The sequence below is a fragment of the Rhodococcoides fascians A44A genome (genome assembly GCF_000760735.1).
Classification (GTDB): Bacteria; Actinomycetota; Actinomycetes; order Mycobacteriales; family Mycobacteriaceae; genus Rhodococcoides; species Rhodococcoides fascians_E.
The window spans coordinates 1,810,429-1,822,031 of sequence record NZ_JMEX01000008.1; the positions used below are offsets into that span (position 1 = coordinate 1,810,429).

An 11,603-nucleotide genomic window follows, 5' to 3' on the forward strand; every position below is an offset into this window, starting at 1 on the left:
TCCTCACCAATCGTCGAGCTTCGTATGGCCGTCCTGTAGCGCACGCGCGAACAGGGCGGCCTTCGTCGGTGCAGGCCTGCCCACGGCGGAGTATTTCTGACGAATCCGGGTCAGGTGAGTGTTGATGGTTCCCACGGAAATGTGGACGGATGCAGCCGCGACGGTTTTCGAGTCCGACGCGAACCAGGCGATCATCACTTCCACTTCCCGCGCGCTGAGCGGTGGTCTGCGATACACGTGCTTACTACGTTCTCCGATCGATGAAACAGACGTCGGTGCGTGCGTACGCATCGGTGCAACGAACACGGAAAAGTACCCCCAGACGAGAAGAATCCCGGACTTGAAAAACCATCACTGAAAACATCGATGACGCCCGACCGCCGTGGTCCGATCCTGTAGCCGTGACGGCCGTCTGGCCAGCCCAACCAGGGGGTCCGTACAGGTCAATACACCGAGACCTGCTTCGACCACCGTGAAACCGACCGTTCGCTTATAGTTCCGCCATGACAGCGGTCCAGCCCGATCCCCGCACCATCACCACAAAGGCCGAACTGACCGCGGGCCTGCGCTCGGTGCGGGAGAACTCGGGCAAGACGTATCGAGAACTGGTGAAGTTGTCCGGCGCCCTCCACGGCACCATCAGCGGATGGTTCTCCGGCCAACACCTTCCGATGGACGCCAGCGCCGACATGTTCGACAGGGTCCTGCGCGAGTGCGGCGTCGGCGACGCGGACGAACGAGCCCTGTGGTGGGACGCTATCGTCCGGGTGCGCCCCGCGTCGGGCAAGCGCCCCGACCGCAGCCGGGCGCCGTACAAGGGCCTCGAATCGTTCGAGGCGTCGGACGCGGAATGGTTCTTCGGACGGTCCGACGTCGTCGCCGAGCTTCGCGAGAAAGTACGTCGCGTCGCCGACGACGGGGGCGGGGTCGTCTTCGTCCTCGGGGCATCGGGATCGGGTAAGTCGTCGGTACTGCGGGCGGGTTTGGCGGCGTCCCTCGGCGGCGCCGGGGTGAACGGTGCTCGGGTGCATACCGGACTGTCCGGCATCGAAGCCTGGTCGACGGCGGCAACCACGAGTTCCGATCCGACGGACCGAACGGACGGCAGTGTCGTCGTCCTCGACCAGGTCGAGGAGTTGTGGACGCTCGCCGGCGCGGATCGGCGGCACGCCGTTCTGGCTGCGGTGCAGCGGAAGGTGGTGGCGGGTGCCGTCGTCGTGATGGGTCTGCGCGCCGACTTCTATCAGAACGCGGTGGCCGAGGACGTCCTGAGGCCCGGCCTCGTCGACAATCCGATCGTGCTCGGTCGCCTTCGTCCGGACCAGCTGCGGGACGCCATCGTCGAACCCGCACGCAAGGCCGGAATCGGCGTCGACGACGCACTGCTTCGGACCTTGTTGTCGGAGATGGAGCCGTCGGGAACGGTGTTCGCGCACGATCAGGGTGCACTCCCGATGCTGTCGCACGCACTGCTCGCGACGTGGTCGACGGCGACGGGCCCGACGATGACCGTCGACGACTACTTCTCCACCGGCGGGATACCGGGGGCTGTCGGCCAGTCCGCCGAGGCCGTCTACTCGTCGCTCGACCCGGCCCAGCAGATCGCCGCGGCCCTGGTCTTCGTGCGATTGGTCAACATCGAGGACGACGTCCTGACGCGTCGACGCGTGGACCGCGGCGAACTTCTCCGCGGGGAGGGCACCGACGCCGACGTCGAAGTGGTGGTGGAGCGTTTCGCGGCGGCGCGTCTTCTCACCGTCGAAGAGGACTCGGTGTCGGTGACACACGAGGTGCTGCTGACAGCCTGGGATCGGCTTCGCCGATGGATCGACGGGGACCGGCAGTGGCATCTGGTGCATCGCCGCCTCACCGACGCTGCCGTGCTGTGGGATCACAGTGGGCGCGACTCGACGGTGCTTCTGCCCGCGAGTCGCCTCGATGCCCTGCACGATTCGCTCGCCGAGGGCGACCGGGAGGGTGACCTCAACGTCGTCGAACGTGACTACCTCGCCGCGAGCGAGAGGCGAGTCGCTCACACCGAGTCGCAGCAGCGCAGGCGTCGGCGAGTGCTCGAGGTGTTGACCGCAGCGCTCGCGGTGCTGACGGTCGTGGCGGTGGTGTCGGCGGTGGTCGCGTTCTCGGCGAGCAGCGATGCGGACGACAGGCGCGTCGAGGCCGAAGCCGCGTTGGCGGGTCAGTTGGCGGGCTCGGCCGAGCGTTTCCGCGCACTCGACCCAGGCCTGTCGGTTCATCTGGCCCTCGCTGCGTACGAGATCGATCCGGCGACGGCAGCGAGATCGGCGCTGCTCGACGCTTCCGCGGTGCATGCTCCTGTCCGGCTGCCCGGCGTGTCGGGCGAGACCGTCGCGCGAGTCGATTCCACCGGGGAGGTTCTCGCGGCTGCGGGCGCCGACGGCACGGTCCGGTTGTGGTCGCTCGGTGCACCGGCTCGCGCCCGCGGGACCGTCGACATCGGGGAACCGGGCAGCGCGCTCACCGTCGCGTTCGCGCCGACGAGCCGGACTCTGGCGGTGTCGGGTGCGTCGGGAACAAGCCTGTGGGACATTGCCGACGTCGATTCGCCGGCGCTCCTGTCGGCCGTCGGCGACGACGCGACGACGGCGAAAGCGATGGCGTTCGCGCCCGACGGATCGTCGTTGGCGCTGGTGTCCGGCGGCGGCGCCGTCTCGGTGTGGAACGTGGCCGACCCGGCGGCGCCCACTCTCGCCGTCGTTCCGGCGACGTCGGTCCCGATGAATGCCGTGGCGTTTTCTCCCGACGGATCGGCACTGGTCACGGCGGGCAAGGCTCGTGGGTTGCAGGTGTGGGAGATGCCGGCGCTGACCACGACCTCCTTCGAGATTCCGTCGGACGGCGGTACCTACGACTACCTGTCGGTGACGTACTCCCCGGACGGTCGCACGATCGCTGCAGGAACGACAGGTCGAGATGTTGCGCGTTGGGCCGTCGAACCCGGTGGTCGCCTCGCCACTCGAGCACCGCTGACCGGCTTCACCAGTTACGTCAACGACGTGGCATTCGACGGCACCGGATCGGAACTCGCCGCCGTCAGTTCCGACAACTCGATCAAGACGTGGGATGCGGCGACGGGTGTTCTACGTGAAACATTGCCGGGGTCGACGGTCGTCATGTCGGTCGACTACGCACCGGACGATTCCGCTCTGATCACGGCGGGGCAGGACGGAGTCACCCGCGTCTGGCCCCTGCCTGGACCGGTGATGCCAGGACAGACCGACACCGTCTTCATCAACCCGACGGACGGCAGCGGAACACGAGTCCTCGCCGGCGTCGGTTCGCGCGGCGACGGCCTTCGATTGTGGGATGTCACAGATCCGGACCGACCGATCGCGTCCGCGCGGCCGCTGTCCCCGACCACAACCGACCCGCTGACGGGTGCGGCGGCGCTGTCGTGGGACGGATCGTTGGCCGCCGGTGGCACGTCGTCGGGAGCGTTCCAACTGTGGGACGTCCGGGCGCCGCAGAATCCGATTGCGCTCGGAACCCCGCACGCCGCCGTCGACTCGCTCGTAGGCGTGTTGGTCTTCGGCCGTACCGGTGATCTGCTGGCCGTGTCCCCGCAGAACACTCCCGACGTCGAACTCTGGGACGTCCGCGATCCGTCGCGGCCCACGCGGCTGTCCGGCTTCGACGTCGGCAACAATCCGCAGGTCATGGCCTTCAGTCCGGACGAACGAACGCTGGCCGTTCCGACGCTGAACGACGAGGTCGAACTGTGGAACGTCAGCGACCCGGCGGCCCCGGTGAAGGTGTCGACCGTCGCGGGCTTCTCCGGCGACGCGCAGGCAGCGGCGTTCTCACCCGACGGGCGACTGCTCGCCGCGGGCAGTGCGGACCACACGCTCCGACTGTGGGACGTCGCCGATCCGACGACGCCGCGCCACGTCGCCCAGATCGTGGGTCCGAGGGAGGCGGTGTATTCGGTGGCGTTCGATCCGAGTGGCACCAGACTCGTTGCAGGCGTCGACGGTCAGTCGATGTGGATGTGGGACATCTCCGACCCGTTCGATCCGCGGACGTTCGCCACGCTGACCGCCTACGGCAACCGCGTCAACGACGCCGTGTTGACCGCAGGCGGTGCCGCAGTGATCGGCGGTGGACCGGAGAAGGACCTACGAGTGTGGCGGACCGATCCCGAGGACGTGGTCGAAAGGATCTGCGCCGGTGGAGGATCGACGATCACCCGGGAGGAGTGGGATCAGTATCTCCCGGGATCGCCGTTCCGCGAGCTGTGCTGATTCGTGAGCTAGGCAGATGGTGGGCGTCAGAGATCGGCGATGTCGATCAGGCCGTCCTGCAGGGCACGGGCAACGAGCGACGCCTTGGTGGACGCGGTACGGCCGACAGCGGCGTACTTCGCGCGAATACGCGTGAGATGAGTGTTGACAGTTCCCAGCGACAGGAACAGCGACTTCGCGACCTCGACCTTGGAGTCGCACTTGATCCAGCCGGTGAGCACCTCGATCTCGCGCTGGGTGAGCATGGGCCGAGGGAGAAACGGTCCGGTTGCGCGCGATCCGCCGGTCGGAGGCAGCTGGATGGGCGGTGGGACGAGAGACATGGTCCGTCGCGGAGCTGCGTTGCCGAGCCCGCTGCCCGTACCCGAGGCCGAGGCGTCGAAGGCTGAAGCGTCGAAGGCTGAGGCGTCGATGCTGACTGTCATGTGAATTCTCCCCGAGGTTCCTGCGGTTGTGGCTTGGCACAACCATTCGCGTAAATGATCTTCACAGTTGACTGCCAGGTTTGTCTGCCCTGAAAACTAGGGGCATTGAAACGACAACCATGTACACGGCGTGCACTGTGACCGAGATGACGTTCTGGCGCGGTGGCCCGTCAGTTCTGGTTGGGTGGCTCCGGCATCGGCAGCCAGCCGTCTTCCACGGCCCGCTTGTAGAGATCGGTCTTGGTCGGCGCTGGCCTGCCTGCCTCGGCGTACTTGTTCCGGATACGCACGAGGTAGTCGTTGACCGTCTGCTCGGACAACCCGGCCAGCCGAGCGACGCGAGCAGCTTTTTCGCCGGATGCGTACAGCGCCAGGACTTCGCGTTGGCGTGGGCTGAGTCCGACGTCGGGAAGATGCGGATCACCGTCGATGGCCGCGGCCCAGTCGGTCGTGACCACCTGACCACCTGCGGCTGCCCGGCGAATGGCCGAGACGATCGCGGCGGCGGGTTCCGACTTGCGGACCACGCCGAGCACGCCCGCCCTCGCGGCGGAACGCACGAGGAACGGGTTCTCGGCACCGGTGTAGACGAGGACCTGCACGCCGACGGAGTGCAGCCTCTCGACGTTGGACCTCGGCGACGAACCGTCACCCAGCCGAAGATCGAGTACGACGAGATCCAGCCGGTGGCCGAGTCCGACGAGCTCGTCGACGGTGGTGGTCACGGCGACGAGCTCGAGATCGGCTTCGTCGGACAGAATGGCGCGGAGACCGACCGCGACGGACTCGTGGTCCTCGACCAGGCCGATCCGTCGGCGACCTGCCGCGGCGTCGGGCACGGTGTCGCCGCCCATCGACGTCTGCGCCGGCAGCGGTTGCCCTGCTGCTGGTGAATGCGGTTCATCCGCCGCGATGTGCGGTGTCGTCGCCCCCGGAACCACTGTCATTGCCCCACCTCTGATGTCTCAGCCGAGGTGAACTCGGCTGCCTGAGACGAATGTCGAACAACGCGACCGGTTCGTTACGTCTGCGGTGTGGAACGGGGAGAAGTCAGGACTCGGTCAGGGAGCAGCGGATGTCGACGACGTCGACGAGGCGGGAACGTCGGGCGCCGGGACGTCGCCGTCGCGGCGGGACGCATCGAAACGGGGCCGGGCCCGCGCGAACACGAAGAACGCGACGACCAGCAGTACTGCGCGACCCCAGACCCCGAATTCGACGAAGAATTCCTCGGTACCCGCATCGGTGCCCTGAGCGAGCGCGGCGAAGTACCGGAAGACGCCGATGCCCATCGACAGATCGGCCACCAGGTAGGCCGCGACCAGAGCCCACGGCACTCGGAGCAGGACGAAGAACGGGATGAGCCACAACGTGTACTGAGGTGAATGGACTTTGTGCAGCAGCAGGAATCCGCACAGCATGGATCCGCTGACAGCCACCCACGGGTACACGTGCTCGGTACTCGCGCGACGCACACCCATCCACAGTGCAAGACCGAACGCCGCGAACACCAGAAGGGGCGACAGAATGTCGACGGTGTTCTGGAACGCCGTCTCGGCCTGCTCGTGACTTTCCGCCGTCATCGCGTCGGTCACCCACAGTTGCCGCAGACCCCAGTACCAGATCGAGTTCGTGGTGATGTCGGCTTGCCGCAGACTCTGGAACGCGAACGACGCCTTCCACCCCTCGTATCCGAGGACCGCGAAGGGAAGATTGACGACGACGACGGTTCCTGCCGCGGCGGCGAGCACGGACAGCGCGCCGCGCAGGTCCAACTTGGTTCCCGGCACCCGGCCCGTGGCGCCGCCGTACGCGACGTACGCGGCGAGTGGGAGGACGAAGGCGCCCGGGTACAGCTTGAGACAGAATCCCACTCCCAGCAGTATCGCCGCGAGAACAGCCTTCACCCGCAACGACATCCGCATGCTCATCACGAACACTGCACCGACGGCCGTCGCGACCACGGGCAGTTCCCAGTTGTGGAACGCGTACATGACCAACGGTGGACCCACCGACCACAGCAACGCGGACTTGCCGGCCAATCGGCCCAGCATCCAGGCCGTGATCAGCCCGAACGGCGCGAGAAGCAGAGCCGTGTAGAGGAGGAACTCGGCGTCGGTGTGGGCCGGTACCGCACCCAGCCACATCAACACCCCGCTCAGCACGGGGTACTCGACCGTTCCACCCGTCAACACCCCGTTGGAGGTGATCGCCCCGTGAAGGTAGGGGAACACGTGGTTGTCGATGTCGCGGCCGAGCCACAGGAACTGAATGTCGGAGTAGCAGACCCAACTGTCCTTGACGGAGTCGAACGTCGTGCTCCGGCCGTTGTCGTAGAACGGCGCCACGGCACAGCGGGCCTTGTTGAGGTAGCCGAGAATCAACGTCAGCGCACAGGACGCGACCAGGACGATCATCGTCGACGTCGACGCGGCAGCCGATGGCAGGCGACGCCCACGAGACGACCGTCCACCCGGATGCATGAGGTAAGCCTAGGACGAGCCGAGGCGGTCGTCGGAACCGTCGTCTGATTTCGCAGGTCAGGGCATGGCCGTGTACCCTCCAAGGGTTGCTGACGCAACGACCCTCCTGCCGCGGATCGTCCGCGGCCGTTTTCACTCAGTCCACAGGAGGTGATGAGGTCTTATGCGTCATTACGAATTGATGGTCATTCTCGACCCCAATCTGGACGAGCGCACTGTCGCTCCGTCGCTCGATACGTTCCTCAACGTCGTTCGCAAGGACGGCGGCAGCGTCGACAAGGTCGACGTCTGGGGCAAGCGTCGTCTGGCCTACGAGATCGCCAAGCACGCCGAGGGCATCTACGCCGTTGTGAACATCAACGCCGCGCCTGCCACCGTCAGCGAGCTCGACCGCCAGCTCGGACTCAACGAGTCCGTTCTGCGCACGAAGGTCCTGCGACAGGGCAAGTAATTGTCGTTGCTCGCCTCTAGGCTGGCATCAACAAAGACTTACTACTGAAAGAGGAACCATGGCAGGCGAGACCGTCATCACCGTCGTCGGGAACTTGACGGCAGATCCAGAACTTCGTTTCACCCCGGCCGGTGCGGCCGTGGCCAACTTCACTGTTGCGTCCACACCGCGCACGTTCGACCGTCAGTCCAACGAATGGAAAGACGGAGACGCACTCTTCATGCGCTGCAACATCTGGCGTGAAGCTGCGGAGAACGTGGCCGAGAGCTTGACCCGCGGGGCACGCGTCGTCGTGACCGGCAGGCTCAGGCAGCGTTCGTACGAAACGCGTGAAGGTGAGAAGCGGACTGTCGTCGAGCTCGAAGTCGACGAGATCGGTCCCTCGCTTCGCTACGCCACCGCCAAGGTCAACAAGGCCAATCGTGGTGGAGGTGGCGGAGGCGGCGGCTTCGGTGGTTCCTCGGGTGGATCGGGCGGCGGACGCTCGAACTCCAACTCGGGATCCAATTCCGGCGGAGACGACCCTTGGGGCAGTGCCCCGCAGGCGTCGGGCTCCTTCGGTGGGTCTCGCGGTGGGGACGACGAGCCTCCGTTCTAGATCCTTCGTGATCGAGAACAACCAGACGTAACGGAGAAAGACCATGCCGAAACCGCCATTGCGCGACAAGGTGCTCAAGAAGAAGGCGTGTTCCTTCTGCAAGGAAAAGAACACACAGATCGACTACAAGGACACGACGCTGCTGCGTAAGTACGTCAGCGACCGCGGAAAGATCCGCGCGCGTCGAGTCACCGGCAACTGCGTCCAGCATCAGCGTGACGTGGCCGTTGCCGTGAAGAACTCGCGTGAGGTAGCTCTGCTGCCTTACGCCGCGACGGCACGATAAGAAAGGAGCGATCATCATGAAGCTGATCCTCACCGCTGATGTGGACAACCTCGGTGCGCCCGGCGACACCGTAGAGGTCAAGGACGGATACGGCCGCAACTTCCTGCTGCCCCGTGGACTGGCCATTCAGGCCACCCGCGGAGCCCAGAAGCAGGTCGAAGGCATCCGCCGCGCTCAGGAAGCTCGCGCCGTTCGCGGCCTCGAGCACGCCAACGAGCTCAAGCAGGCCATCGAAGGACTCGAGTCGGTTTCCCTGTCGGTCAAGACCGCAGGTGACTCGGGCAAGCTGTTCGGCTCCGTGACGGCTTCGGACGTCGCGTCTGCCATCAAGGCAGCAGGCGGACCGGTCGTCGACAAGCGCAGCATCGATCTCCCCAAGGCTCACATCAAGGCAACGGGCAAGCACGACGTCGTCGTGAACCTGCACCCCGATGTGGCTGCGAAGTTCAAGCTGGAGGTCGTCGGAAGCTGATTCAAGCTTCTGGCCCGATACGGCTGGAAAAAGCCCCACGAACCTTGGTTCGTGGGGCTTTTTTCGTGGTTTGTCACAAAAAATACACTGCCGCAACGGTTTTCAATTGTGAGGAGACTCTCATCACGGGCGCGTGACCCAAGGTTTGCGTACCCTTTAACGAGGGGCGACAGAAGCACACAGATGTGCGTACGCGACACGCAAACGACCGACCAGACGCCTAGACGCCCGGAGGACCTGCCGTGACCACGACAGTCGACAAAGACTCATCGGACAGTGAGTCATCAACGAAAGGATCCGAGTCTCCATCTCGGATCGGGAGCATTCTGAAGTTCGACGTACCGGCATCGCTGGTCGTATTCCTTGTGGCGGTGCCACTTTCGATCGGTATCGCAGTTGCATCGGGTGCGCCCGTGATGGCCGGGCTGATCGCAGCCGTGATCGGCGGCATTCTCGCCGGCGCACTGGGTGGATCGCCGTTGCAGGTCAGTGGACCGGCCGCAGGTCTGACCGTGGTGGTGGCCGAGCTCGTCAATCAATTCGGTTGGGCCGTAACGTGCCTCATCACCGTTGGTGCAGGTGCGGTGCAGATCCTGTTGGGTCTGAGCCGAATTGCCCGGCACGCGCTCGCCATCTCGCCGGTGGTTGTGCATGCCATGCTTGCCGGAATCGGTGTAACCATTGCGCTGCAACAGATTCACGTTCTGCTCGGTGGTGAATCCGAGAGCTCCGCGGTCGAGAATCTGCTGGCCATCCCCACGTCGGTTGCCGACGGCCAGTGGCCGTCGATCCTCGTCGGTGGCGTCGTCATCGCGTTGATGTTGCTGTGGCCGAGGCTGCCGGGTGCAGTGTCGAAGGTGCCCGGTGCACTCGTGGCCGTCGTCGCGGCAACCGCCTTGTCCGTTGTTCTCGATCTGAACGTCGAACGAATCGATCTGCCAGGCAACCTGATCGAGGCGCTGAGCCTCCCCGCGCTTCCCGAAGGCCAGTGGGCAGGCGTCGCCACCGGTGTTCTGACCATCGCGTTGATCGCCAGCGTGGAGAGCTTGCTGTCCGCCGTCGCGGTGGACAAGATGCACACCGGACCGCGCACCAACTTCGACCGTGAACTGCTCGGACAGGGTGCGGCCAACATGGTCTCCGGTGCCGCAGGTGGCCTCCCCGTCACCGGTGTGATCGTGCGCAGTTCCACCAACGTCAAGGCCGGTGCCAAGTCGCGTGCGTCGGCGATCCTGCACGGTCTGTGGATCCTGGTCTTCTCCGTTCTCTTCATCTCGGTCGTCGAGCTGGTTCCGTTCGCCGCACTCGCCGGTCTACTGGTCATGATCGGCGTGCAGCTGATCAAGCTGGCAGACATCAGGATTGCCCGCAAGACGGGTGACATCGCGGTGTACGCGGTCACCGTTCTCGGCGTGGTTGCACTGAACCTGCTGGAGGGCGTGCTGATCGGATTGGCGCTCGCCATCTTCCTGGTTCTCCGTCGCGTCGTGTGGGCGCACGTGCACGCCGACGAGACAGTCGACGGTTCCTGGCGCGTACACATGCAAGGTTCGCTGAGCTTCCTGTCGCTTCCTCGCCTGACCCACGTGTTGTCCTCCGTACCAAGCGGTTCCAAGGTCAACATGGAACTTGCCGTCGACTTCCTGGACCACGCAGTGCACGAACATCTGCACGAATGGGTACGTCAGCACGAGCTCGGTGGCGGCACGGTGCAGATCGAGGAGAACGGATCCGCCTCGCTCGCAGCCGCAGCCGAAGCACCGCCGAAGCGCGGACTCGCAAGCGTCCGTGGCTCGCTGGCCCCGTGGTCGGCATGGCAGCTGAAGGAAGACAGTGCGGTCGACGACAACCCGCCCGCACTGCGACCGGTCCTGTCCGGCGTCGCCGAGTACCACCGGACCCACGCCGAGGCCATCAAGCCGCACCTGCAGGGCCTCACCGAATTTCAGGACCCGGACACGTTCTTCCTGTGCTGCGTCGACTCGCGGGTCATGCCCAACACCATCACCAGCAGCGGACCGGGTGACCTCTTCACCGTGCGGAACATGGGCAACATGATCCCCGCACAGGGTCAGGACACCTCGGTGGAAGCCTCGCTCGCCTACGGCGTCGACGTCCTCGGCACAAGCTCCGTCGTCGTCTGCGGCCACTCCGGCTGCGGTGCGATGAAAGCTGTCCTCGCCGGACCGGACAAAGCAGGCGACGAACGCGTCGTCGAATGGCTCGAACACGGCCTCGCAAGCCTCGAGGCCTACCGCAGCGGGCACCCCGTCGGACGCGCAGCCGCAGAACTCGGCTTCTCCGAAGGCGACCAGCTCGCCATGGTCAACGTCGCAGTACAGCTACAGACCCTCACCCGACACCGCGTCGTCGGCCGCGCCTCCGCAGAGGGGAAACTGAGGGTCACAGGGCTCTTCTTCGACATCCCCACCGCCCGCGTCCTCCAAATCAGCACCAAGGACATCACCGTCCTCGACACAGCCGAAATCCAGCCCGCCTGACCCGCCCGGCCCTCGGCCTCCAGCGCGTCTCACGCCCTACGCCCCCATTTCGGACCGAATGTACCGTCCGGTCACTCAGAGTGACCGAACGCCACATTGGGTCCGGATGC

General features: G+C 65.4%; 10 protein-coding genes. 6 read left to right on the forward strand and 4 right to left on the reverse strand.

Annotated elements, in window-relative coordinates; all coding sequences use genetic code 11:
- Nucleotides 1–3: 3 nt before the first annotated feature.
- Entirely contained in the window at nucleotides 4–237 is a 234-nt protein-coding gene (locus BH95_RS20840) for a LuxR C-terminal-related transcriptional regulator (protein ID WP_020110433.1), read from the reverse strand.
- Nucleotides 238–503: 266 nt separating this feature from the next.
- On the opposite strand from BH95_RS20840, the gene BH95_RS20845 reads away from it, so the two are divergent.
- Nucleotides 504–4,277, forward strand: coding sequence for an nSTAND1 domain-containing NTPase (locus tag BH95_RS20845; RefSeq protein WP_037183894.1), 3,774 nt, complete (start codon nucleotides 504–506; stop codon nucleotides 4,275–4,277).
- A gap of 26 nt (nucleotides 4,278–4,303) precedes the next feature.
- On the opposite strand, the gene BH95_RS20850 is transcribed toward BH95_RS20845, so the two are convergent.
- The 3 genes from BH95_RS20850 to BH95_RS20860 form a co-directional block, all read right to left on the reverse strand.
- Nucleotides 4,304–4,702, reverse strand: a complete 399-nt coding sequence (locus BH95_RS20850; RefSeq protein WP_019665156.1) for a response regulator transcription factor — start codon at nucleotides 4,700–4,702, stop codon at nucleotides 4,304–4,306.
- Nucleotides 4,703–4,872: 170 nt separating this feature from the next.
- Nucleotides 4,873–5,556: a response regulator transcription factor gene (locus tag BH95_RS20855; protein WP_179278590.1), complete on the reverse strand. Its 684-nt coding sequence runs from the start codon at nucleotides 5,554–5,556 to the stop codon at nucleotides 4,873–4,875.
- 207 nt (nucleotides 5,557–5,763) lie between these two features.
- Nucleotides 5,764–7,119, reverse strand: coding sequence for a glycosyltransferase family 87 protein (locus tag BH95_RS20860; RefSeq protein WP_019665158.1), 1,356 nt, complete (start codon nucleotides 7,117–7,119; stop codon nucleotides 5,764–5,766).
- A gap of 229 nt (nucleotides 7,120–7,348) precedes the next feature.
- Between BH95_RS20860 and rpsF the strand changes: the two genes are divergently transcribed.
- From rpsF to BH95_RS20885, 5 genes are all read left to right on the forward strand, one after another.
- Nucleotides 7,349–7,636 carry a 30S ribosomal protein S6 gene (gene rpsF, locus BH95_RS20865; RefSeq protein WP_026347802.1) on the forward strand — a complete coding sequence of 96 codons (288 nt, stop codon included), beginning with the start codon at nucleotides 7,349–7,351 and terminating at the stop codon, nucleotides 7,634–7,636.
- 58 nt (nucleotides 7,637–7,694) lie between these two features.
- Nucleotides 7,695–8,234 (forward strand): single-stranded DNA-binding protein, encoded by a 540-nt coding sequence (locus tag BH95_RS20870; RefSeq protein ID WP_019665160.1) that lies wholly within the window; start codon nucleotides 7,695–7,697, stop codon nucleotides 8,232–8,234.
- 43 nt (nucleotides 8,235–8,277) lie between these two features.
- The gene (rpsR, locus tag BH95_RS20875; RefSeq protein ID WP_019665161.1) at nucleotides 8,278–8,520 is read left to right on the forward strand and encodes a 30S ribosomal protein S18; all 243 of its coding nucleotides are present in this window, start codon (nucleotides 8,278–8,280) and stop codon (nucleotides 8,518–8,520) included.
- A gap of 16 nt (nucleotides 8,521–8,536) precedes the next feature.
- Nucleotides 8,537–8,992, forward strand: a complete 456-nt coding sequence (gene rplI / locus BH95_RS20880) for a 50S ribosomal protein L9 (RefSeq protein ID WP_019665162.1) — start codon at nucleotides 8,537–8,539, stop codon at nucleotides 8,990–8,992.
- A gap of 242 nt (nucleotides 8,993–9,234) precedes the next feature.
- Nucleotides 9,235–11,493, forward strand: a complete 2,259-nt coding sequence (locus BH95_RS20885) for a SulP family inorganic anion transporter (protein ID WP_033189499.1) — start codon at nucleotides 9,235–9,237, stop codon at nucleotides 11,491–11,493.
- The last annotated feature ends 110 nt before the right edge of the window (nucleotides 11,494–11,603 follow it).

Excerpts from the sequence above, each read along its gene's own strand:
- BH95_RS20845 (WP_037183894.1), top strand. The coding sequence starts at position 504 with ATGACAGCGGTCCAGCCCGATCCCCGCACCATCACCACAAAGGCCGAA.
- rplI (WP_019665162.1), top strand. The coding sequence starts at position 8,537 with ATGAAGCTGATCCTCACCGCTGATGTGGACAACCTCGGTGCGCCCGGC.
- rpsF (WP_026347802.1), top strand. The coding sequence starts at position 7,349 with ATGCGTCATTACGAATTGATGGTCATTCTCGACCCCAATCTGGACGAG.
- BH95_RS20855 (WP_179278590.1), bottom strand. The coding sequence starts at position 5,556 with ATGGGCGGCGACACCGTGCCCGACGCCGCGGCAGGTCGCCGACGGATC.
- BH95_RS20850 (WP_019665156.1), bottom strand. The coding sequence starts at position 4,702 with ATGACAGTCAGCATCGACGCCTCAGCCTTCGACGCTTCAGCCTTCGAC.
- rpsR (WP_019665161.1), top strand. The coding sequence starts at position 8,278 with ATGCCGAAACCGCCATTGCGCGACAAGGTGCTCAAGAAGAAGGCGTGT.
- BH95_RS20860 (WP_019665158.1), bottom strand. The coding sequence starts at position 7,119 with ATGATCGTCCTGGTCGCGTCCTGTGCGCTGACGTTGATTCTCGGCTAC.
- BH95_RS20870 (WP_019665160.1), top strand. The coding sequence starts at position 7,695 with ATGGCAGGCGAGACCGTCATCACCGTCGTCGGGAACTTGACGGCAGAT.